This window comes from Xenorhabdus bharatensis (assembly GCF_037996705.1).
Taxonomy (GTDB): Bacteria; Pseudomonadota; Gammaproteobacteria; order Enterobacterales; family Enterobacteriaceae; genus Xenorhabdus; species Xenorhabdus bharatensis.
On record NZ_JBBMXG010000019.1, the window covers coordinates 22,411 to 46,156 of the forward strand.

Consider the following 23,746-nt stretch of genomic DNA (forward strand, 5'->3'; position numbering starts at 1 on the left):
TTATGTTTACAGTCATTATCCCCGCACGTTTTGCTTCATCCCGCCTGCCCGGAAAGCCGTTGGCTGATATTCATGGTAAGCCGATGATTGTGCGGGTTATGGAGCGAGCTACCCGTTCCGGTGCCGGTCGCGTGATTGTAGCCACAGATAATCAGGCTGTTTTTGATGCAGTCACGGCTGCGGGCGGTGAAGCCTGTATGACCAGTGAAAATCATCATTCAGGTACAGAGCGTCTGGCAGAGGTTATTGATAAATACCAATTCGCTGATGATGAAATTATTGTCAATGTTCAGGGTGATGAGCCGCTTATTCCTGAGCAAATAATCAAACAGGTTGCTGATAATCTGGCGGGGAGTGATGCTGGTATGGCAACACTTGCTGTTCAGATCCAGAATGCAGAAGAAGCATTTAATCCGAATGCCGTGAAAGTGGTTATGGATGCACAGGGTTATGCCCTCTATTTTTCCCGTGCAACCATTCCGTGGGAGCGGGATCGTTTTATGCAGTCCAAAGAGACTATCGGGGATAATTTCCTGCGTCATATTGGGATTTATGCATACAGAGCCGGGTTTATACGCCGCTATGTGCAGTGGGAACCAAGTCCACTGGAAAATATCGAAATGCTCGAACAATTACGTGTACTTTGGTATGGAGAAAAAATTCATGTAGCGAAGGCATTACAGGCTCCGGGGGCTGGGGTCGACACCCCGGAAGATTTGGAAGCAGTCAGAAAAACTTTTGTGGCCTGATATAAAAAATATCAAAACAGAGTAATAGCAATTAGGCGATTAAACTCGCCTAATTTTTTACGACTACTCAGCAATAATCAGTATAATTAACCCTCAGTCTTCTCATCTTTATTTGTACCGGAAGGTTTAATTGCCTGCCAGATACTACCCAAAGTTTCATACCATGCCCGCTCCGTGTGAGAAAAATAATAGGACGACGGAATATATTTTTCCCAGTTATATAGTGGCGTTGTGACTGCCAGTTGATTTGCCGGGCCGGGAATAGGATGCATACTGCGTTGTTCAAAGAATTTCAGTGAACGGGCCATGTGGTTTGCGGATGTAACCAGAATAAAAGGTTGCTGACCAATAACCTTTTCGACTTCGGCTGCTTCTTCCTCTGTATCCAGCGGATTTTTTAATGCTATCGTGTCAGCTACAGGAACCCCCAGTGATTGTGCTACCATAGCCGCGATTTCAGCACTGCTGATTGAATTAACGCCTTTACCACCGGTAAAAATCATTTTAGCGCCGGGGTTAAGGTGGTATAAGCGGATACCTTCGGTGACTCTGGGCAGGCTATTACTGATAAGGTTGGCACTGGGTGCCCATTCCGGGTTATAAGTGAAGCCGCCGCCAAGAACAACAATGTATTTTACCGGAGACGCATGTATCGCATCAGGCTCGTAACGTTGAGTATATTTTCCTTCGACAGGGAGTAGTAAGTTATCTGCAACAGGCTGTAAACTCAATAAAAGTAAGATAAGCCAGCTTAGTGAAAGAAGAGTTTTCCCTGTTTTTTGCCATCGGGTAAACCACAGCAGGAATAAAGCAACGAAAGCGATTAAAATAATTAAAGGGAGCGGCATTAATAGCGCACCAACGTATTTTTTTAGCAGAAATAGCATCAACAGGCCTTAATCTGATTGAATTATCACCGCACAGGGGTAAATTCAAGGGTAAAAGTAGTGAATTTACCGATTACTGTGCCAGAATAACGGTAGCAAAAATAGTACTAGACACTATCTCTACTCGATAGACCCTATAAATACATCAATAGATACATCAAGCTTAGTTTATTAATGAGGCGTTTTTTCATGCGGGATCGCAATTTCGATGATATTGCAGACAAATTTTCGCGTAATATTTACGGCACCACCAAAGGTAAAATCAGACAGGCCGTTGTCTGGCAGGATATCGAAGAATTGCTGAATCATTTGCCTCAACGACCTCTGCGTATTTTGGATGCAGGGGGCGGTGAAGGAAATATGGCCTGTCAGCTCGCTGAATTAGGTCATCAGGTTATATTATGTGACCTCTCCGAAGAAATGATCCAACGGGCAAAAAATAATGCTGAAGAGCGGGGAGTTCTTCAGCAGATGCAGTTTATTCAAAGCCCGGCACAGGATATTCACCAACATATTACTCAACCTGTTGATCTAATCCTGTTCCATGCGGTATTGGAATGGATCACTGATCAAAAAGACGTGATAGAAATATTGGGTGATATTATTACGCCCGGTGGTGCACTCTCATTAATGTTTTATAATGCTAATGGGCTGGTTATGCGCAATGCCGTTCTGGGTAATTTTCATTTAGCAACGCCAAATATTCAGCGTCGCCGGAAACGTTCCCTATCGCCACAGAATCCATTAATACCTGAACAGGTATATCAGTGGCTCACTGAACTTAATATGGAAATAATGGGTAAAACCGGAGTCAGGGTTTTTCATGACTACCTGCAAAGCCGCCAATTGCAAAATACAGATTTTCCGGCGCTGCTTGAACTTGAACAGCGTTATTGTAGACAAGAGCCTTATATCAGCCTTGGGCGCTATATTCATGTGACGGCACGCAAGCCTACCTTAAAGAGCGAATTATGAGTGAATATTCCCAGACTGTTCCTGAACTTGTGTCCTGGGCCAGAAAGAATGATTTTTCCATTTCGTTGCCACCAGAGCGGTTGGCTTTTTTAATGGCAATTGCCGTACTGAACAGTGAACGTCTTGATGGCGAAATGAGCGAAGGAGAGTTGATTGATGCTTTCCGGGAAGTCTGTAAAGGTTTTGAACAGACTTCAGAAGCCGTAGCGGTCAGGGCAAATAATGCAATTAACGATATGGTAAGGCAAAAGCTACTTAACAGGTTTACCAGTGAACTGGCGGATGGTAGCGCTATCTATCGTTTAACGCCATTAGGCATCGGCATTAGCGACTACTATATTCGTCAGCGTGAATTTTCCACGTTGCGTCTTTCCATGCAGCTTTCCATTGTTGCCAATGAGCTACATCGTGCGGCCGAAGCGGCTGAAGAAGGTGGTGATGAGTTTCACTGGCACCGCAATGTATTTGCTCCTCTTAAATATTCGGTGGCTGAAATTTTTGACAGTATTGATCTGTCACAGCGCATCATGGATGAGCAGCAAAACAGTGTAAAAGCAGATATTGCAGCCTTGCTCAATCAGGATTGGCAGGCTGCGATAGCGAATTGTGAGCAATTATTGTCCGAGACTTCCGGAACGCTGCGGGAGCTTCAGGATACTCTGGAGGCAGCGGGCGACAAATTACAGGCTAATCTGCTGCGTATTCAGGATGCCAACATGATGAGCGGGGGTTCTGAACTGGTTGATAAGCTGGTTTTTGATCTGCAAAACAAACTTGACCGCATTATTAGCTGGGGGCAGCAATCCATCGATCTCTGGATTGGTTACGACCGACATGTTCATAAGTTCATCCGAACTGCGATTGATATGGATAAAAACCGCATTTTTTCTCAGCGTCTCCGCCAGTCTATCCAGAATTACTTTGATCACCCGTGGGTGCTGAATGTTGCCAGCGCAGAGCGTCTGCTGGATATGCGTGATGAAGAATTGACGTTACGCAATGAAGAAGTCATGGGTGAACTGCCCCCAGAAATGGAATACGAAGAATTTAATGAAATTCACGAGCAACTGGCGGAAATGGTAGAACAGGCGCTGGCAATTTACCAACAGGCTAAACTCCCTCTGGATTTGGGCGCTGTATTGCGTGATTACCTTGCCAAATATCCACACACACGTCATTTTGATATTGCACGTATTCTGGTGGATCAGGCAGTACGACTGGGCGTTGCAGAAGCAGATTTCTCTGGGTTACCAGCGGAATGGTTAGCGATTAATGATTACGGAGCCAAGGTGCAGGCACATGTCATCGACACATATTGAACAATTTATGCCAGTTAAACTGGCTCAGGCATTATCCAACACACTTTTTCCAGAATTAGACAGCCAGCTTCGTTCAGGGCGTCATATTGGAATGGATGATCTTGATAATCATGCTTTTCTGATGGATTTTCAGGAAGAGCTGGAAACATTTTACTCGCGTTATAACGTCGAATTGATCCGTGCACCAGAAGGTTTTTTCTACCTGCGGCCGCGTTCAAATACGCTGATCTCCCGTTCTGTTTTATCTGAGCTGGACATGATGGTGGGTAAAATTCTGTGTTATCTCTATCTCAGCCCGGAGCGCTTGTCTAATCAGGGAATATTCACCTTTCAGGAACTGCATGAAGAGCTGTTGTCACTTGCGGATGAAAACAGACTGATGAAATTGGTGAATCAGCGTTCAACTGGTTCAGATTTGGATAAACAAAAATTACAGGAAAAAGTACGTACTTCCCTGAACCGTCTGCGCCGTTTGGGGATGGCCTATTTCCTACAAAATGACAGCAACAAATTTATGATTACCGAAGCAGTATTTCGTTTCGGTGCAGATGTACGTAGCGGTGATGATCCACGTGAAGCTCAGTTACGGATGATCCGTGATGGAGAAGCAATGCCAGTGGAAAGCAGTTTATCGCAGGAAGGTAATGAACAAGAAGAAGCACCAACAGGTTCAGCAGCAGGTGCGGAGGATGAACAGTCATGATTGAACGCGGTAAATTTCGCTCACTGACGCTCGTTAACTGGAACGGTTTTTTTGCCAGAACATTTGATCTTGACGAACTGGTAACGACTTTATCCGGGGGTAACGGTGCGGGTAAATCCACCACGATGGCAGCATTTGTCACGGCATTAATTCCGGATTTAACGCTACTGCATTTCCGTAATACGACGGAAGCAGGTGCAACCAGTGGTTCACGTGATAAAGGTCTGCACGGTAAACTGCGGGCAGGGGTCTGTTATTCTACACTGGATGTGGTGAACTCCCGCCACCAGCGAATTATTGCAGGTGTACGTTTACAACAAATCGCAGGGCGAGATCGGAAAGTTGATATCAAGCCCTTCATGATTCAGGGTGTCCCTGCCTCAATACAGCCAACACAACTATTGACTGAAAACATCAACGAACGTCAGGCGCGGGTTCTGCCATTGAATGAACTGAAAGAGCGCGTCGAAGAAATGGATGGTGTTCAGTTCAAGCAATTTAATTCCATCACTGATTATCATGCCCTGATGTTTGATTTGGGGGTGATCCCGAAACGCTTACGTTCTGCCAGTGATCGCAGCAAGTTCTATCGTCTGATAGAAGCATCGTTGTATGGTGGTATTTCTAGCGCGATTACACGTTCATTGCGTGACTACTTATTACCAGAAAATAGCGGAGTCAGGAAAGCATTTCAGGATATGGAAGCGGCTTTGCGTGAAAACCGCATAACACTGGAAGCTATCCGCGTTACTCAATCTGACCGTGACCTGTTTAAGCATCTTATTACCGAAGCGACAGCGTATGTTTCTGCTGACTATATGCGCCATGCCAATGAACGTCGCGTTCATCTGGATGAAGCGTTGGCTTTACGCAGTGAATTGTTTGGCAGTCGGCGGCAACTAGTGACGGAACAATACCGTCATGTAGAAATGGCGCGGGAGCTGACAGAACAAAGTGGCGCATCCTCTGATCTGGAAATGGATTATCAGGCAGCCAGCGATCATTTGAATCTGGTTCAGACAGCCATGCGTCAGCAGGAAAAAATTGACCGTTATCAGGCTGATATTGAAGAGCTGACTTATCGACTGGAAGAACAGACTGAAGTCGTTGAAGAAGCGAAAGAGATGCAGGCGGAATATGAAGTTGCGTCTGAGGCTGCAGAGCAGGAAGTTGATGAATTAAAAAGCCAGCTTGCTGATTATCAGCAGGCACTGGATGTTCAGCAGACCCGCGCTATTCAGTATCAACAGGCACTGCAAGCGCTGGAGCGAGCCCGTGAGCTTTGCCAGCTTCCTGAATTATCGGCAGAGAATGCCGATGAGTGGCAGGAGACTTATCAGGCCAAAGAACAACAGGCAACGGAAACTTTGTTAGCACTGGAACAAAAGCTCAGTGTGGCTGATGCTGCTCATAGTCAGTTTGAGCAGGCTTATCAACTGGTGAAAAATATTGTTGGTGAAGTCAGCCGTAGTGAAGCATGGCACAGTGCCCGTGAAGTCTTGCGCGAATGGTCATCTCAACGCCATCTGTCAGATCGGGTTCAACCGTTGCGTATTCAATTGGCTGAGCTGGAACAGCGCCTTAACAGTCAGCAAAATGCAGAACGCATGCTGGAAGAATTCTGTAAGCGCCATCAGCAGCAATATCAGCCAGAAGATCTGGAAATGTTGCAGGGTGAGCTAGAAGCTCAGTTGGAAGAATTAAGCCTGACTGCGAATGAAAGCGGTGAATCTCGCATGCAGGTGCGTCAGGAACTCGAACAGCTCAAACAGAAAATACAGGCGTTGACTGCTCGTGCCCCAGTCTGGTTGGCGGCACAGGAAACACTGGATCAGCTTTGTGAGCAGAGTGGTGAAAATTTCGAAAACAGCAATGATGTCACGGAATATATGCAGCAATTGCTGGAGCAGGAACGTGAAATCACTGTTGAACGTGATAATGTCTCAACACAGAAACGTGAACTGGAAAAACAGATTGAACGGCTGAGCCAACCAAGTGGTGCGGAAGACAGCCGCTTGCTGGCACTGGCTGAGCGTTTCGGTGGTGTATTGCTGTCAGAAATTTATGATGACATCACCATTGATGATGCACCTTATTTCTCTGCGCTCTACGGCTCAGCACGTCATGCGATTGTTGTACCGGATTTTTCATTAGTACGCCCGCATCTGGAATCATTGGAGGATTGCCCGGAAGATCTCTACCTGATCGAAGGTGATCCACAATCGTTTGATGACAGCGTGTTTGATTTTGAAGAGCAGGAAAATGCTGTTCTGGTTAAATCCTCTGATCGTCAGTGGCGTTATTCCCGCTATCCTGAAGTCCCTCTATTCGGACGAGCGGCAAGGGAAAATCGTCTGGAAGCGCTCAGTCTGGAGCGTGATACGCTGGCAGAGCGTTACGCAACACTCTCATTTGATGTGCAGAAAATCCAGCGGGCACATCAGGCCTTCAGCCGTTTTGTCGGTAAACATTTGTCGGTGGCGTTTGATAGCGATCCAGAGTTGGAAATCCGTACCCTGAACCATCGGAGAACAGAGCTGGAACGGGAGCTGTCACAGTTTGAGTCCCACACACAACAGAATCAACAAAAACTGGCTCAGGTAAAAGAGAGCTTGTCCGTACTCAATCGCTTGATTCCACAGATTACGATTTTGCTGGATGAAACCCTGATTGATCGGGTGGAAGCTGTACGTGAAGAAATGAGTGAGGCACAGGATGCGGCTCGTTTCCTACAACAGCACGGCAATACGCTGAATAAACTTGAACCGATGGTATCGGTTTTACAAAGTGATCCTCGTCAGCATGAGCAATTGCAGCGGGATTATGAAATAGCGAAACACAGTCAAATAAAAGCCAAACAACAGGCATTTGCCCTGACTGAAGTTGTACAGCGCCGTGTGCACTTCAGTTACAGCGATTCAGCGGGAATGCTCAGTGAAAATAGTGACCTGAATGATAAATTGCGTCAGCGCCTTGAACACGCAGAATCTGATCGCCGCCGCGCCCGTGAACAACTTCGTCAGCAGCAATCACAAAGTGCTCAGTTTAGTCAGGTACTGGCTTCCCTGAAGAGTTCTTATGACACCAAGCAGGATATGTTGAAAGAACTTGAACAGGAGATGAAAGATATCGGTGTTCAGGCTGACGCTAATGCGGAAAATCGTGCCCGTGAACGCCGTGATCAGCTTCATGCCGCAGTACAGGCCAATCGTTCCCGAGTCAATCAGCTTGAGAAGCAGATCGCATTCTGTGAGGCGGAAATGGAAAACCTCCAGAAGAAACTGCGCAAATCAGAACGTGATTATTATCAGAAACGTGAGCAAGTCGTATCCTCTAAAGCGGGTTGGTGTGCTGTGATGCGGATGGTGAAAGATAATGGCGTTGAACGCCGTCTTCATCGCCGCGAACTGGCTTACATGGATGCTGATGCACTACGTTCAATGTCGGATAAAGCGCTGGGCGCACTGCGTCTTGCCGTAGCAGATAATGAACATTTACGTGATGCGCTGCGTTTGTCTGAAGATCCAAAACGTCCTGAGCGTAAGATTCAGTTCTTTGTGGCTGTGTATCAGCATCTGCGTGAGCGGATCCGTCAGGATATTATTCGTACTGATGATCCGGTTGATGCGATTGAGCAGATGGAAATCGAACTGGCGCGTTTAACCGAAGAGTTAACGGCACGTGAGCAAAAACTGGCGATCAGCTCTAAGAGCGTAGCTAATATCATCCGTAAGACTATTCAGCGTGAGCAAAACCGTATCAGGATGCTGAATCAGGGATTACAAATGGTCTCCTTTGGTCAGGTTGGTGGTGTGCGCCTGAATGTGAATATACGTGAAAGCCACGCTGTTTTATTGGATGTGTTATCTGAACAGCAGGAACAACATCAGGATCTGTTTAATAGCCAGCGCCTGACCTTCTCTGAAGCAATGGCCAAACTTTATCAGCGTTTAAATCCACAAATTGATATGGGGCAGCGCTTACCTCAGACAATTGGTGAAGAGTTGCTGGATTATCGTAATTATCTTGAATTAGACGTTGAGGTGAATCGTGGATCAGATGGCTGGTTAAAAGCGGAAAGCGGAGCGCTTTCTACCGGTGAGGCCATTGGTACAGGGATGTCGATTCTGGTTATGGTTGTGCAAAGCTGGGAAGAGGAATCCCGCCGTCTGCGTGGGAAAGATATTTCCCCATGTCGTTTGCTATTCCTTGATGAGGCAGCGCGTCTGGATGCGAAATCTATCGCCACACTGTTTGAATTATGTGAACGCTTACAGATGCAGTTGATTATTGCCGCCCCGGAAAATATCAGTCCGGAGAAAGGAACTACGTATAAATTAGTGCGTAAGATCTTTAATAATCAGGAACATGTGCATGTTGTTGGTTTACGTGGCTTTGGGCAGGAAACTCCGGCTCTTGAACAGAGGCAGGAACAGGCTCAGGCGATATTCTGAAAATAACTTCTCCCTGAGTGAGTAATTTAAAGCCGTCATTGATTATATGACGGCTTTTTAATTAATGACGATAATAATCACGTTTTGAAATATGTGCATTAAATCTCATTTTCTTGAAATAAGAGTGCTTATCATTCCCTCCCATTGTGATCAGGATGAGAAGAAGGAAAAACAATGCGTAAAGTAGTATTAGCATTTAGTGCAATTGCCCTTGCTGTCGGCTTAAGCGGTACTGCTCAGGCAAAAGTACAGGTACCGGAACAAGTCAGCTCAGGGGTCACTACAGTAGAGCTTTCCCAACGTCAGGCGGTACACTGGGTTTCAGTGGAGCAGATTGAAAAAAGTTTGCAAAATAAACCACCTATGTCTGTGGGATTCGATATAGATGATACAGTACTGTTTTCCAGCCCCGGTTTTTATCGAGGTCAACTGGAATATTCGCCGAATGAGAATAGCTATCTGAAAAACCCGGAATTCTGGGAAAAAATGAATAACGAATGGGATAAATTCAGTATGCCGAAACAGGTTGGCATCGATTTAGTTCAGATGCACCTGAAGCGTGGTGATGACATTTATTTCATTACTGGCCGTACCAAAACTAAAACAGAAACAGTCACTAAATATTTACAGGAAGACCTCCATATTCCTGCCGATAAAATGAATGCTGTTATCTTTGCAGGAGATGATCCCGGTAAAAATAATAAAATCAGTTGGATGGGGGATCATAACCTGAAAATCTATTATGGCGATGCCGATGCGGATATTGCCGCCGCCCGTGAATTAAATATTCGTGGTATTCGTATTTTGAGAGCATCAAATTCCTCCTATCAGCCTTTGCCTAAAGCAGGAAAATTTGGAGAAGAAGTCGTTATTAACTCAGAATATTAATTTAAACATTTATCATGTTTATTTATTATTAAAGGCACTTTAAGTGCCTTTTCTTTTTTATAACTAATATAAGTTAATTTATTATAGCAATAATTTTCTTTTAGTTCATGTAATTGGATATAATCGGGGGGCTTTCTGTCTTAATAAGTAATTATGTATATAATTACTACTATTCTCTTCTGATAACATTGGTCTGCCGATAATTAGAATAAGTCATTGGATAGCCAAATATACCCAGTAAATTTCATGTACGGTTTCATGGCTGATAAATACAGTCGGTAAATTTGTCACTATGAAAAAGGGGGTATACATAAAAGCGAGGTGAACTCTTATGGCAAAGAATACGGTAAGGTTACTAAAAGTTTCTTTTATCTGTAGTGTTTTAGTAGTATCAGAGGGAGCCTTTGCAAGTCAACAAAACGAATTGACAGCAAATGATGCCCCGTCATTATCATGGGAGCAAAAAAAAGTAGATACTGATGTCACCTCTACTCAAATGGCGCCTGTCTCTTTATTAAGTTCTCCTGAAGAAAACAAAGTTCAGTTACAAGAATTATTACCTAAACAAGTAAAACCGATATATTATCAACAATTATCAAGATTATATTCAGTCAATAATATGAAACCGTTATGGCAGGATGAAACCGCCATACAAAATTTTAAAGAACAATTATTTGATTTATCGTTAGCTGGGTTTCAGCCTCAATTCGGAAAATGGATGATACAACTTAATTCACCCGAATTAACTGAAATGGGGCGGGATATTGTTCTATCTGATGCTATGTTAGGTTATCTTCACTACATTAATAATATTCATAATAAAGGGGATTCATGGTTATATGGTAAAACTCCATATAAAATCGATTTACCCCCGAATAATTTAATTGAAAAGTGGCAACAGCACGTTAAGGATAATAATCTCAGCAATTACATTTCGTCGTTATCACCTAATCATTCTATGTACGAAAAGATGCGCAGTGAAATGCTAAAGCAATTGAAGGACAAACAGCCGTGGTCTGAATTTTCAATGAAAGAAACATTAAGACCGGGGCAAAATAGCCAGAGTGTTATTGCGCTGAGAAATATATTAGTCCGTTCAGGTACGTTAGAATCTTCAGCCGTTAGCCCAGAGAATAGATTCTATAACAAAGAGTTAGTTGCAGCAGTAAAGCGTTTTCAGTCTTTACACGGTTTAGCGGCTGATGGTGTCATCGGGCAATCAACAAGAGTATGGTTAAATACCACCCCGAAAACCCGCGCAAGGATCATGGCATTGAATATGCAACGGTTGCACATCATTCCTGATAACCTTCCCACCGCAATTTTAGTGAATATCCCTGATTATTCGTTATTTTATTATTTGAATGGCGAAGAGGCATTAAGCTCTAAAGTCGTGGTTGGGCGTCCAAGCCGAAAAACACCGATTATGAGTAGTGAACTGAATAATGTCGTGATTAACCCTCCCTGGACGGTTCCTGTCAGTATGACCCGTAAAGATATAGCACCGAGAGCCATGCGTGATCCTAACTATTTCCGTAGCCGTGGTTATACCGTTTTTTCCAGTTGGAGCAGTGATGCAGCCGTTGTCGACCCTTCATCAATAAACTGGGGAGTCATAACACCCGGCAATTTTCCTTACCGGATACGGCAGGCACCCGGCCCAACAAACTCATTAGGAAGATTTAAGTTTAATATGCCGAATTCGGAAGCAATATATTTGCATGATACACCTAATCAAGCCTCATTTAAGCGTGAAATGAGAGCGGTCAGTTCAGGTTGTGTCCGTGTTAATAAAGCGCCTGAATTAGCCAATATGTTGTTAGGTGATGCTGGTTGGAATAAAGGAAAGGTCAATAATTCTTTAAAGTCGTGGGCAACAAAATATGTGAATATACCGAAAAGAATTCCAGTATTCCTTTATTATCAAACAGCCTGGGTTGATGAAAAAGGAAAACCACAATATCGTGCTGATATTTATGAATATGATAGTCATGCCAGACAAAAATCTGAACTGATCTCTCAGGTTTTGACAGCCAGATAATACTTTGACTTTTGTTAAATTGTGAATGGAAAAAATGAATAATATATCTTAGCAGTGAGGAATAGCCTCACTGCTATTTTTTTACCTGCCATCTCTCCCATACTTTGATTTTTTCTTTTAGTTATTACACAATTACTAAATTAATAGCTTGCATTAACCAAATATAAATATTTAAATTCAGTTTAATATACTCGATAAACTTCAAGTTACAACGGGTAATATGAAGTGAGTCCTTATATCTCCCCACGCCGCGGGGAGATATAACATGCATCTTGAAGTTGAATAGGTATAAAAACTCTATTCTGTAAATCAGAATAAAAACATCAACTAAAAAATTTACATTAATGTACAAAAAATAGTAAAACCTACTTTTTGTTTGTTGCGGTTTTGTTAATTGATTGGTGTTAACTGTTAATATATTTTTGAAACTATCTAAGAATCAGAGAAAGCAGCAGAGCACAATACATGAATAATATTGATCATAACCGCCGTAAGTGGCTCGGCGTCAGTATGGTTGCATTAGGGTTAGGTTTATTACCCCAACATGCACTAGCCACATTAACAACACCACGTCCCAGAATCTTACGGGTAGATAACCTCCATACCGGAGAAACAATTAAAGCCGAGTTCTTTGACGGGCGTCATTATAATAAATCTGAACTTATTAGACTGAATTATTTATTCCGTGATTATCGCCAAAATGAAACAAAGAAAATTGATCCAAAATTATTTGATCAAATTTACCTGTTACAAATGATGATGGGAATAAATAAACCAGTTCAGTTAGTTTCAGGATATCGTTCATTAAAGACAAATAATATGTTGCGTCATGCAAGTTCAGGTGTGGCAAAACACAGTTATCACACCCGTGGTCGGGCAATGGATTTCCATATTGATGGCATGGAGTTATCACATATCCGTAAAGCTGCATTGAAAATGAAAGCTGGTGGAGTTGGATTTTACCCGAAAAGTAATTTTATTCATATTGATACAGGCCCGGTCAGGACGTGGTAATCTTATTATATCTTTCATATTTCAAGTTGGCTGTAAAATGGCTTGAAAGACGATGAATATATTAAGAATTTGTCCTGATTGTGGAGTGTGAACAATACAATGAAATACCACATAATGCCTGTCACCGTTGCGATGCAGAATTGTACGTTGATCTGGTGCGATGAAACGCTGGAAGCTGCAATTGTTGATCCGGGAGGTGAAGCTGAAAAACTGATCGCAGAGATCGAAAACCGGGGAGTAAAGTTAACCCAAGTTTTGTTGACACATGGTCATTTTGATCATGTTGGTGCAACCGTTGAAATTGCTAAACATTTTAATGTACCGGTGCATGGGCCACATAAAGGTGATGCTTTCTGGATAGAAGCGTTAGAGGTTCAATGCCAGATGTTTGGCGTTAAAGAATGCCCATCTTTTACCCCTGAGCGTTGGCTGGATGATGGGGATACTGTAAAAGTCGGTAATATTCAGCTTTCTGTCTTACATTGTCCGGGACATACTCCGGGGCATATTATTTTTGCCAATCATGCTGATAAATTAATTTCGATGGGAGATGTGTTGTTCAAAGGCAGTATTGGCCGAACGGATTTCCCGGGTGGGAATCATGATGAGTTGATCCAATCCATCAAAGAAAAAGTTCTGGCTTTGGGGGATGATTATCAATTCATTCCGGGTCATGGCCCAATGTCAACGTTGGGGCATGAACGGAAAACGAATCCGTTCTTACAAAACTGACCAATAATTTTTGATTCAACATTTCTCAGTTTTACAGGTTATTGGAAAGAAAAAGCCGCTTTTCAGCGGCTTAATACCAATATAGGTTTGTGTACTTCAATGAAATTTTGAATTTAAAGTACAGCAACAATCGCTTCACACAGAGGAACCATGTTCTCCAGTGTTAAACCCGCTACGTTAATACGGCCGGAGCTGACTGCATAAACAGCGTATTCTTCGCGCAGACGTTCAACTTGTTCTTTAGTCAGACCGCTGAATGAGAACATACCATTTTGAGCACAGATGAAGCTGAAATCCTGTTTTGCACCTTTTTCTTGTAAGGTGTTGACGAACAACTGACGCATACGCTGAATGCGTTCACGCATTGTTGCCAGTTCCTGAATCCACTCTGCTTTCAGTTCTTCGTTGGACAGAATCGTCGTAACAACAGAAGCACCATGAGCTGGCGGGTTAGAATAGTTGGTACGTACAATAAATTTAGCCTGACTGAATGCTTTCTCTGCGGTATCGCTATCTGCTGCAACGATAGTACAGGCACCAACACGCTCATTGTACAGACCAAAGTTTTTGGAGTAAGAGCTGGCAACGATCAATTCATTATGATTTTTGGCAAAAATACGCAGACCTTCAGCATCTTCATCCAGACCTTTAGCAAAGCCCTGATAAGCGAAATCGAATACAGGCAGCCAGCCGTTTGCCGCAGATAAATCTGCCAGTTTCTGCCATTGTTCAGGAGTAGGATCGATACCGGTCGGGTTATGACAGCAGCCATGCAGCAGAACAACATCACCCGCTTGTGCTTCAGACAGACTTGCCAGCATGCCTTCGAAATTCAGCGCGTGTTTTTCTGCATCGTAATAGTTATATTCGCGGATCTCTAAACCTGCGCTGGAGAAAACACCTTTATGGTTTGGCCAGGTTGGGTTACTGATCCAAACACGTTTAGCGTTAGTTTGCTTGGCAATAAAATCAGCGGCAGTACGCAGTGCGCCTGTTCCGCCTGGGCTTTGTACGGTACGGGCACGTTTTTCAGTAACGATGGCACTGGTGTTGCCAAAGAGCAGTTCCTGAGTCACACGACCAAACTCCGGTAATCCGCTGATTGCCAGATAATTTTTAGTAGTTTCGTTTTCCAGCAGGAATTTCTCTGCTTTTTTAACGGTGGTCAGGACAGGCGTTTTACCGGTTTCATCTTTATAGACACCGATACCCAGATTGATTTTATTTTCGCGGGGATCAGCTTTAAAGCTATCAGCTAAACCAAGAATAGGGTCGGCAGGCGCTGCTGTGATTTTTTCAAACATTTTTTTATTCCAAAATTTGGAGAGTTAAGCCCGAAATAAATTATACGCTGCTCAGGGTAACCCTAAGAAATCGATTTGCCAACCACTTGTAGCAAAAAGAATAAAATCTTGTGAAGTAGTTTACGGAGTGGAGAAAAGCGTCTGAAAAAACAGGGAGATGAAATGCAAAAAGCAGCGCCGGAGCGCTGCTTTTCTGAGATAAATGGTTTAACTTTTCGCTAAACTGTTTATCAGCGGTAATTAGAACTGATAAGTCAGACCAACACCGAATACGTTGCGAGCGTTTTCGTTTGCAACGCCGCCATCGTTTTTGTCCAGCAGGTTGATTTTGTAATCAACATAAGTAGACAGGTTTTTGTTAAAGTAGTAATAAGTACCTACAGAAACATATTTAACCAGATCTGCATTGATACCTTCATCAGCGTTATGATGATTACGGTTCAAGTCTTTACCTTTAGACTGAACATAAGCCAGAGATGGTTTCAGACCATAGTCAGCGAACAGGTACTGTGCAACCAATTCAACGTTTTGAGTTTTGTTTGCGATGCCACTGAAACTATCACGTTTGTCGACACCATTTCCAAATGTCATATTACGAGTTTCACCGTACATTGCAGCCAGGTATACGTTGTTTGCATCGTATTTAGCACCGATATTCCATGCTTCAGCGCGCTTACCGAAAGCTTTAGAAGCCCACTGTGCATTTGTACGAGTAGAGTTAGCGTAAGAAGCACCAACGTTGACACCGTAACCTACGTCATAAGTGGCAGCCAGACCGTAGCCATCACCATTCGCAGTTTTTTCATCACGAGCACCGCTATTCTTGGTACGTGCGCTATTTTGACCTTGATACTGTAGGGCAACGTTCAGGCCATCAACCAGACCGAAGAAGTCGGTATTACGGTAAGTCAATAGACCAGTAGAACGACCAGTCATGTAGTTGTCAGTTTTAGCCATGGAGTCACCACCGAAGATTGGCAGTACGTCAGTCCATGCGTTGATGTCGTAGTTTACGCCGTAGTTACGACCGTAATCCAGTGAGCCATAGTTAGCGAATTTCAGACCAGCGAAAGCTAAACGAGTTTTAGTAGATTGTTTACCTTCTGCTTCGCTAGCGCTCATGTTGTATTCCCAACGACCGAAACCAGTCAGTTGGTCAGAGATCTGAGTTTCACCTTTGATACCGATACGAGCGTAAGAATCATCACCTTCAACCTTGCTTCTTTCATCTGCTAACAGGTGACGAACGTCTACTTTACCGTACAGATCCAGTTTGTTGCCGTCTTTGTTAAAGATCTCAGCTGCGTTTGCTGTACCAGCAACCAGCAAAGTTGGAATTACCACTGCAAGAATATTGCGCTTCATTATTATTACCCTCATTGGTGTTATTTAGACATCTGGCACACATTGAAAACAGAACACTAAAATTTTTGGAACTATTTATGGGCATCAGGTGTCTTATTAATCTGCGCTCAGTGTTCCATTGGTTATGGCTTTTATCCACCCTCAAAATGCTACAAAAGTACAAAATTAGTAACAAACTGAAAAAACATATTACAAAATGTAAATGTCAAGGAACTTTTTTTGCCCTGTTTTGGCGATAAAATGAAAAAAGCCAACTTTCGCTGGCTTTTCTCAGGATTGATTTTTGGTTATTTTTCGAACGGATTCATTAGAAACTTGCGTTTCTTGGCGTTCTTGGGAATGGGATTACGTCGCGTACGTTTGAGACACCCGTGACATAAGCCACCAGACGTTCAAAGCCCAGACCAAAACCAGAGTGAGGAACAGTGCCATAACGGCGCAGATCACGATACCACCAGTAATCTTCTTTATTCAGCCCCATCTCTTCCATACGCGCATCCAGTACATCCAAACGCTCTTCACGTTGGGAACCACCGATGATTTCACCAATGCCCGGTGCCAGAACATCCATTGCCGCGACAGTTTTGCCATCTTCATTCATGCGCATGTAGAACGCTTTGATATCTTTTGGATAGTTCTTCATGATGACAGGCGCACCAAAGTGCTTCTCTGCCAGATAACGCTCATGCTCAGATGATAAATCTACACCCCAGTAAACTGGGTTTTCGAATTTATGACCGCAGTTTTCCAGAATTTCAATGGCATCAGTGTAATCCAGCTGGACAAAGTCAGAATCGACAAATTTTTCTAGTCGGGTAATAACTTCGCTGTCAACGCGCTCTGCAAAGAACGCCAGATCGTCAGCTCGCTCTTCCAAAGCCACTTTAAAGACATATTTCAACATCTCTTCAGCGAGTTTGGCAATATCATTCAGATCAGCAAAAGCCACTTCTGGTTCAAGCATCCAGAATTCGGCCAGATGGCGGCTGGTATTAGAATTTTCAGCACGGAAGGTCGGCCCGAAAGTGTAAACCTTACTTAATGCACAGGCATAAGCTTCACCGTTTAACTGACCGGATACAGTCAGGAAGGCTTCGCGCCCGAAGAAGTCTTTGCTGAAATCAACGTCACCTTTATCAGTCAATGGCAGGTTTTGCATGTCCAGAGTGGAAACGCGGAACATCTCACCTGCACCTTCTGTATCTGAGGCTGTGATCAGTGGGGAAGATACCCAGAAGAAACCCTTCTCGTGGTAAAAACGATGCAGTGCTTGCGCCAGTGTGTGACGGACACGTGCTACTGCACCAATCAGGTTAGTACGTGGGCGAAGGTGAGCGACTTCACGCAGATATTCGATACTGTGGCGTTTTGCTGCCATCGGATAAGTATCGGGATCATCTACCATACCAACAACCACAATGTTGGTTGCCTGTAATTCGAAACTCTGGCCTTTACCCTGTGATTCCACAACAGTACCAGTTACTTCTACAGAGCAGCCGGTTGTGAGGTTCAGAACCTCATCCTGATAATTAGGCAAATTATTATTAACGACGGCCTGTAAGGGATTAAAGCAGGAGCCGTCATAAACGGCGAGGAACGAGATACCAGCTTTAGAATCTCTCCTTGTACGTACCCAGCCGCGGACGGTGACTTCGCTGCCAACCGGAACACGGCCTTGCAGTACATCGACTACAGGCGCTACGCTCATAAATTTCTCTCTTCTTTATAATAGATAATTAGACTTACTGTAAATCGTGCCAAGCGGCACGATGACTCCTTATCTTACTTGTCCTTTCACAGGAAACAAGTAGAAATTAAGGGGGTTAAAGCGGAAATAAAAGGAAAAGTTGTTTTTTATCGGCGTAACCAGAAAGAGAGTGATTACGCCGATTAAAGTTCGGTACAAACTATCCTGGAAATTACACAGCTTTTTTCATTTCAGGGATATCAAATGCTCTGCGTAATCTGTTAATGAATTCGACATCTTCACAGATAGTTTTTCCCGGACTATCAGACAGTTTGGCTACAGGTTTACCGTCACATTCAACCAGTTTGATCACAATATTCAGCGGTTTTATCCCGGGAATATTGCAGGTCAGACGTGTACCAATACCGAACATGACATTGATTCGTTGATGGAAATGACGATAAAGAGCCAGAGATTTTTGGAAATCCAGACTATCCGAAAATACCAGTGTTTTAGTCAGCGGGTCGATACCCAATGACTGGTAATGGGCAATCGCTTTTTCGCCCCAGTCAACGGGATCACCGGAATCATGGCGCAGACCGTTATAGGCCACAGCAAAAGGTTTATCGAAATCCCGTAAAAAAGCATCCATCGTGATACAGTCTGTCAGGGCAATGCCTAACTGGTTCGGATACTCATTCAGCCAAGTTTGCAATGCCGCGCGTTGGCTGTTAGCGAGTTCCGGGCTGATTTGTTGATGTGCCTGAAACCATTCGTGAGCCTGCGTACCGAGCGGAGCCAAGTCAAGTTGTTGCGCCAGCTGGTAATTACTGGTTCCAATCAAATAAGGAAAACTCTCTTTCAGTTCCTTAACAATGGCATATTGCACTTCGTGTGAAAAACGGCGGCGGGTGCCGAAATCCATCAGTTTGAAACCAGATAAATCGATATGTTCTGCTGCGGCATCCTGATAGAACAACTCAATTAATTTTCTGAGCTGACTGACTGCCGCTTCTGGATTAATTTCAGGCGAGCGATCGCGGTGTACCAGTTCACTAATCAGGGCAAGCAGCGGCACTTCCCACAGGATCACTTCACGCCATAAACCTGAAATTCTGATAGCAAGCTGTCCTTTATCAGTAACAGAAACTTCTACTTGTTCAGGGTTAAAACGGAAGGTTTTGAACCAATCCAGATAATCTTGTTTAAAAAATGGTAAACCAGACAGATATTCAGCTTCTTGTTCTGTCAGAGTCAGATCAGCCATCATATTGATCTGCTGGCGTAATGCCCCGGCGTATTTACCGAGTAGTTCATCACCACGGCAGCGGAACTCTGCAACAACATGAATATCGTTGTAATGGTGGTACACTGCTTGCTGCATATGAAATTTATAAGCATCAGTATCAAGCAGTGATTTGATAATCGGGGTAGCGTCTAAAGTCATGGCGCGTCAGGCATCCTCGCGGAGCATATGTATCTGCTAAATCGATAAAGTCGGAAGAGTATACCGTGATTATTCTGTTATTAAAGCTACATAATCGCATATATTTTTCCGGACAATACAGATTAAGGTTGATCAATTTATAGATGATATCATGTTAAATACAATATGAGATGGCAAGTAGCACAAAAGTACTAATATTCTCAAAACAGGTTTTATACCTTTATTTAATAAATGATTAACATCTGAAAAAAGAGATTTCCGGATTGAAAGGATGGAATCTCTGTGGCAGCGTTAGCTTCTCACATTAAATAATGAAAAAAGGTTTCTTATGACACATCAGCGGGTTATTAAGCATCGTCTGGATTATAAAGCGCCAGACTATACTATTACAGATATTGATCTCGATTTTGACCTGAATGCAGATAAAACAACTGTAACAGCAACCAGTCAAGTAAAACGCCTGATTAATGATATCACTCCACTTATTTTAGATGGAGAAAACCTGACATTAAAGAGTATCCATATTAATGATAAGGCATGGGAACATTATCAGGAACAGGATGGCAAATTAATCATTGAACAACTGCCTGCTCAGTTTACCCTGAAAATAGTAAATGAGAATAATCCTGCGGCTAACAGTGCACTTGAGGGGCTGTATGTATCTGGTGATGCTTTGTGCACCCAGTGTGAAGCTGAAGGTTTCCGCAATATCACTTATTATCTGGACAGGCCGGATGTATTGGCTCGTTTTACTACTCGTCTCACTGCGGATAAATCCAAATACCCGTATTTATTGTCCAATGGTAACCGTATTGAACAGGGAGAGCTGAGTGATGGCCGTCATTGGGTTAAATGGCAGGATCCATTCCCGAAACCATCTTATCTGTTTGCGTTAGTCGCAGGGGATTTTGATGTCCTGCATGATACTTTTATTACCCGTAGTGGCCGTAAAGTTGCGCTGGAATTGTTTGTTGACCGGGGTAATCTGGATCGTGCTGGCTGGGCCATGACGTCGCTGAAAAACTCCATGAAGTGGGATGAAAGCCGTTTCGGTCTGGAATATGATCTTGATATTTACATGATTGTTGCCGTTGATTTCTTCAATATGGGGGCAATGGAGAATAAAGGGCTGAATGTCTTTAACTCCAAATATGTCTTAGCGAAAACAGAAACAGCAACAGACAAAGATTATCTTGGCATTGAAGCTGTCATTGGACATGAATATTTCCATAACTGGACAGGAAACAGGATCACCTGTCGTGACTGGTTCCAGTTAAGCCTGAAAGAGGGGCTGACCGTATTCCGTGATCAGGAATTCAGCTCTGATTTGGGTTCACGCTCTGTTAATCGTATTAATAATGTGCGTATTATGCGTGCAGCTCAGTTTGCTGAAGATGCCAGCCCGATGGCGCATCCTATCCGCCCTGAGCAGGTGATGGAAATGAATAACTTCTATACGCTGACTGTTTATGAAAAAGGCTCAGAAGTCATTCGGATGATCCATACTTTACTGGGTGAAGAGCAATTTCAGGCAGGTATCCAGCTTTATGTACACCGTCATGATGGCAGCGCAGCAACCTGTGATGATTTTGTACAGGCAATGGAGGATGCTTCAAACGTTGATTTGACACTATTCCGCCGCTGGTACAGTCAATCGGGTACGCCAGTACTGACCGTGCGTGATGAATATGATGCGGAAAAACAGCAGTATCTGTTGCATGTCAGTCAGATGACACCCCCCACTGCAGATCAGAAAGAGAAATTGCCTCTGCACATTCCGTTAGATATCGAACTGTATGATGAACATGGTCATGTCATTCCACTGCGTCGGGATGGTCAGCCTGTGCATCATGTTCTGAATGTTATCAGTGCAGAACAGACATTTGTATTTGATGATGTACCGTCACAGCCGGTGCCTTCTTTATTACGTGAATTCTCTGCGCCAGTAAAACTGAATTATTCATATAGTGACAGTCAACTGACTTTCCTGATGAAATATGCCCGCAATGAATTTTCTCGTTGGGATGCGGCACAGGCACTGTTAGCTAATTATATAAAACTGAATGTTACCCGTTATCAACAATCTCAGCCGGTAGAATTGCCAATACATGTTATTGATGCATTCCGTGCAGTATTACTGGATAAAGATATTGATCCGGCACTGGCGGCCCTGATCCTGACACTGCCGTCTGAAAATGAAGTGGCAGAGCTGTTTACAGTGATTGATCCACAGGCTATTCATGAAGTGCTTAATGCAATCACTCATAGTCTGGCAAACGAAATGGCAGATGAATTTGCAGCTGTTTACCATAGTATTCACACAGGGGCATATCGTGTGAATCATCAGGATATCGCTAAACGGTCATTGCGTAATATTTGTCTGCATTATTTGGCCTTTATTGAAGACAAAGCGCTGGCTGATAAATTAGTCGCCACTCAGTATTATCAGGCAGATAATATGACTGATACTGTTGCAGCACTATCTGCGGCAATGGCGGCAGAATTGCCTTGCAGTTATCAATTAATGGATGAATTTGATCAGCGCTGGCATCAGAATGGGTTGGTCATGGATAAATGGTTTATTCTTCAGGCAACCAGCCCGGCATTTGATGTACTCGATAAAGTACGTAGTTTGATGAACCATCGCTCTTTCAGCCTGAGTAACCCAAACCGCACTTATTCACTGCTGAGAACCTTCTTTGCCAATAACGCAGTTGCATTCCATGCTGAGAATGGTCGCGGTTATCAGTTCCTGAAAGAAGTTCTGACTGATTTGAACACGCGTAATCCGCAAGTCGCTTCGCGTCTCATTGAGCCATTAATCCGCCTGAAACGCTACGATGAAAAACGTCAGGCGTTGATGCGTACAACGTTAGAAGAGTTGAAAACACTGGAAAACTTATCAGGTGATTTATTTGAGAAAATCACGAAAGCATTGGAAAGTTGAGTAATGATATTTCCTCCGGCTTTAGCCGGAGGAAATTAAGAAAATATCTTCTGCGTTACATTTACATTTTGACAATATCTCTTTAAGATGCTCCGCGCTTATTTCACAGTCATCACAACCTGTCATTATGCTCGCAGGAGATTGCATGTATTATCCGCTTCTAAAGAAGGCATTGTTCCAGCTTGATCCGGAACAGGCCCATGAGCTTACTTTTCGCCAGCTCAAACTTGTTACCGGTACTCCTTTCGAATTCCTCATCCGCCAATCAGTTGCTACTAAACCCGTTACTTGTATGGGGTTGTCATTTAAGAATCCTCTTGGCTTAGCCGCCGGCCTTGATAAAAATGGTGATTGCATTGATGCCTTTGGTGCAATGGGCTTTGGTTTTGTTGAAATTGGTACAGTAACTCCACGTCCACAAGTAGGGAATGATAAACCGAGATTATTCCGTGTTGTGGAAGCAGAAGGCATTATTAATCGGATGGGCTTTAATAATCTCGGCGTTGATAATCTGGTTGAGAATGTTAAGAAAGCAAAATACGACGGAATTATCGGAATTAATATTGGCAAAAATAAAGATACTCCGGTAGAGAATGGTAAAGATGATTATTTAATTTGCATGGATAAAGTGTATCCTCATGCTGGTTATATTACGATTAATATCTCTTCACCTAATACGCCGGGCCTGAGAACATTACAGTATGGTGAAGCACTGGATGATCTTCTGTCTGCGATTAAAAATAAACAAAATGAACTACAACAAAAATATCAAAAGTATGTTCCTGTTGCCGTAAAAATCTCGCCAGACCTTACCGAAGCTGAATTAGTAGAAATCGCAGATAGTTTAATGCGCCATCAAATTGATGGAGTCATTGCAACGAATACCACGTTGGACAGGAAGATGATTGAAGGGTTAAATCACTACCAGCAGGCTGGTGGTTTAAGTGGTCGTCCGGTGCAGCTGCGTAGTACAGAAATTATTCGTCGTCTTTCTCAGGAATTAAAAGGTGAGATTCCCATTATTGGCGTGGGTGGAATTGATTCATTAGTTTCAGCCAGAGAAAAAATGGAAGCAGGTGCTTCATTGATTCAGATATTCTCCGGCTTTATTTATAAAGGGCCGAAATTAATCAAAGATATTGTTAATCATATCTGAATATTTCCTGCAATCTGGTGTTTAAGGGTTAATATTAAAGGTGTTGGGGGTTTATTTCTGCTCCCAACTCGTCTATAT

General features: G+C 43.3%; 16 protein-coding genes. 11 read left to right on the forward strand and 5 right to left on the reverse strand.

Translation table 11 applies throughout. The annotated features are described in order from the left end of the window. The first annotated feature begins 2 nt into the window (after positions 1-2). A complete protein-coding gene (gene kdsB / locus AAC855_RS16515; protein WP_340611038.1) occupies positions 3-749 on the forward strand; it encodes a 3-deoxy-manno-octulosonate cytidylyltransferase in 747 nt (248 codons plus the stop codon). Between the two features lie 86 nt (positions 750-835). On the opposite strand, the gene elyC is transcribed toward kdsB, so the two are convergent. Continuing rightward, positions 836-1,636: an envelope biogenesis factor ElyC gene (gene elyC / locus AAC855_RS16520; protein ID WP_340611039.1), complete on the reverse strand. Its 801-nt coding sequence runs from the start codon at positions 1,634-1,636 to the stop codon at positions 836-838. A 189-nt stretch (positions 1,637-1,825) separates the two neighbouring features. Here elyC and cmoM point away from each other — a divergent pair, with 189 nt between their 5' ends. From cmoM to AAC855_RS16560, 8 genes are all read left to right on the forward strand, one after another. Further along, positions 1,826-2,611 (forward strand): tRNA uridine 5-oxyacetic acid(34) methyltransferase CmoM, encoded by a 786-nt coding sequence (gene cmoM, locus AAC855_RS16525; RefSeq protein WP_340611040.1) that lies wholly within the window; start codon positions 1,826-1,828, stop codon positions 2,609-2,611. Beyond that, positions 2,608-3,930, forward strand: coding sequence for a chromosome partition protein MukF (mukF, locus tag AAC855_RS16530; RefSeq protein ID WP_340611042.1), 1,323 nt, complete (start codon positions 2,608-2,610; stop codon positions 3,928-3,930). The genes cmoM and mukF overlap by 4 nt, the downstream gene beginning before the upstream one ends. After that, on the forward strand, positions 3,911-4,633 hold the full coding sequence (mukE, locus tag AAC855_RS16535) for a chromosome partition protein MukE (RefSeq protein ID WP_340611044.1): 723 nt from the start codon (positions 3,911-3,913) through the stop codon (positions 4,631-4,633). Before mukF ends, mukE begins: the two co-directional genes overlap by 20 nt. After that, the gene (gene mukB / locus AAC855_RS16540; protein WP_340611045.1) at positions 4,630-9,087 is read left to right on the forward strand and encodes a chromosome partition protein MukB; all 4,458 of its coding nucleotides are present in this window, start codon (positions 4,630-4,632) and stop codon (positions 9,085-9,087) included. The genes mukE and mukB overlap by 4 nt, the downstream gene beginning before the upstream one ends. Before the next feature lie 174 nt (positions 9,088-9,261). Next, positions 9,262-9,975: an acid phosphatase AphA gene (gene aphA, locus AAC855_RS16545; RefSeq protein ID WP_340611046.1), complete on the forward strand. Its 714-nt coding sequence runs from the start codon at positions 9,262-9,264 to the stop codon at positions 9,973-9,975. Between the two features lie 331 nt (positions 9,976-10,306). After that, complete coding sequence (gene ldtD / locus AAC855_RS16550; RefSeq protein ID WP_340611048.1) at positions 10,307-12,016, forward strand: L,D-transpeptidase; 1,710 nt, start codon at positions 10,307-10,309, stop codon at positions 12,014-12,016. 465 nt (positions 12,017-12,481) lie between these two features. Next, positions 12,482-13,030: a peptidoglycan L,D-endopeptidase MepK gene (gene mepK / locus AAC855_RS16555; RefSeq protein WP_340611050.1), complete on the forward strand. Its 549-nt coding sequence runs from the start codon at positions 12,482-12,484 to the stop codon at positions 13,028-13,030. A 99-nt stretch (positions 13,031-13,129) separates the two neighbouring features. Beyond that, positions 13,130-13,762, forward strand: a complete 633-nt coding sequence (locus tag AAC855_RS16560) for an MBL fold metallo-hydrolase (protein ID WP_340611052.1) — start codon at positions 13,130-13,132, stop codon at positions 13,760-13,762. 113 nt (positions 13,763-13,875) lie between these two features. Here AAC855_RS16560 and AAC855_RS16565 read toward each other — a convergent pair whose 3' ends face one another. From AAC855_RS16565 to pncB, 4 genes are all read right to left on the reverse strand, one after another. Continuing rightward, complete coding sequence (locus AAC855_RS16565) at positions 13,876-15,066, reverse strand: amino acid aminotransferase (RefSeq protein WP_228858712.1); 1,191 nt, start codon at positions 15,064-15,066, stop codon at positions 13,876-13,878. Between the two features lie 240 nt (positions 15,067-15,306). After that, positions 15,307-16,431: a porin gene (locus tag AAC855_RS16570; RefSeq protein WP_340611053.1), complete on the reverse strand. Its 1,125-nt coding sequence runs from the start codon at positions 16,429-16,431 to the stop codon at positions 15,307-15,309. A 307-nt stretch (positions 16,432-16,738) separates the two neighbouring features. Next, on the reverse strand, positions 16,739-18,139 hold the full coding sequence (gene asnS / locus AAC855_RS16575; protein ID WP_340611054.1) for an asparagine--tRNA ligase: 1,401 nt from the start codon (positions 18,137-18,139) through the stop codon (positions 16,739-16,741). 211 nt (positions 18,140-18,350) lie between these two features. Beyond that, complete coding sequence (gene pncB / locus AAC855_RS16580) at positions 18,351-19,565, reverse strand: nicotinate phosphoribosyltransferase (RefSeq protein WP_340611056.1); 1,215 nt, start codon at positions 19,563-19,565, stop codon at positions 18,351-18,353. Positions 19,566-19,893: 328 nt separating this feature from the next. Here pncB and pepN point away from each other — a divergent pair, with 328 nt between their 5' ends. Continuing rightward, the gene (gene pepN / locus AAC855_RS16585; protein WP_340611058.1) at positions 19,894-22,512 is read left to right on the forward strand and encodes an aminopeptidase N; all 2,619 of its coding nucleotides are present in this window, start codon (positions 19,894-19,896) and stop codon (positions 22,510-22,512) included. A gap of 145 nt (positions 22,513-22,657) precedes the next feature. Continuing rightward, positions 22,658-23,668, forward strand: coding sequence for a quinone-dependent dihydroorotate dehydrogenase (pyrD, locus tag AAC855_RS16590; RefSeq protein WP_340611061.1), 1,011 nt, complete (start codon positions 22,658-22,660; stop codon positions 23,666-23,668). Positions 23,669-23,746: the final 78 nt, after the last annotated feature.

What these genes read in the sequence shown, in the direction of transcription:
- kdsB (WP_340611038.1), top strand. Translation starts at nt 3, where the DNA reads ATGTTTACAGTCATTATCCCCGCACGTTTTGCTTCATCCCGCCTGCCC.
- elyC (WP_340611039.1), bottom strand. Translation starts at nt 1,636, where the DNA reads ATGCTATTTCTGCTAAAAAAATACGTTGGTGCGCTATTAATGCCGCTC.
- cmoM (WP_340611040.1), top strand. Translation starts at nt 1,826, where the DNA reads ATGCGGGATCGCAATTTCGATGATATTGCAGACAAATTTTCGCGTAAT.
- mukF (WP_340611042.1), top strand. Translation starts at nt 2,608, where the DNA reads ATGAGTGAATATTCCCAGACTGTTCCTGAACTTGTGTCCTGGGCCAGA.
- mukE (WP_340611044.1), top strand. Translation starts at nt 3,911, where the DNA reads ATGTCATCGACACATATTGAACAATTTATGCCAGTTAAACTGGCTCAG.
- mukB (WP_340611045.1), top strand. Translation starts at nt 4,630, where the DNA reads ATGATTGAACGCGGTAAATTTCGCTCACTGACGCTCGTTAACTGGAAC.
- aphA (WP_340611046.1), top strand. Translation starts at nt 9,262, where the DNA reads ATGCGTAAAGTAGTATTAGCATTTAGTGCAATTGCCCTTGCTGTCGGC.
- ldtD (WP_340611048.1), top strand. Translation starts at nt 10,307, where the DNA reads ATGGCAAAGAATACGGTAAGGTTACTAAAAGTTTCTTTTATCTGTAGT.
- mepK (WP_340611050.1), top strand. Translation starts at nt 12,482, where the DNA reads ATGAATAATATTGATCATAACCGCCGTAAGTGGCTCGGCGTCAGTATG.
- AAC855_RS16560 (WP_340611052.1), top strand. Translation starts at nt 13,130, where the DNA reads ATGAAATACCACATAATGCCTGTCACCGTTGCGATGCAGAATTGTACG.
- AAC855_RS16565 (WP_228858712.1), bottom strand. Translation starts at nt 15,066, where the DNA reads ATGTTTGAAAAAATCACAGCAGCGCCTGCCGACCCTATTCTTGGTTTA.
- AAC855_RS16570 (WP_340611053.1), bottom strand. Translation starts at nt 16,431, where the DNA reads ATGAAGCGCAATATTCTTGCAGTGGTAATTCCAACTTTGCTGGTTGCT.
- asnS (WP_340611054.1), bottom strand. Translation starts at nt 18,139, where the DNA reads ATGAGCGTAGCGCCTGTAGTCGATGTACTGCAAGGCCGTGTTCCGGTT.
- pncB (WP_340611056.1), bottom strand. Translation starts at nt 19,565, where the DNA reads ATGACTTTAGACGCTACCCCGATTATCAAATCACTGCTTGATACTGAT.
- pepN (WP_340611058.1), top strand. Translation starts at nt 19,894, where the DNA reads ATGACACATCAGCGGGTTATTAAGCATCGTCTGGATTATAAAGCGCCA.
- pyrD (WP_340611061.1), top strand. Translation starts at nt 22,658, where the DNA reads ATGTATTATCCGCTTCTAAAGAAGGCATTGTTCCAGCTTGATCCGGAA.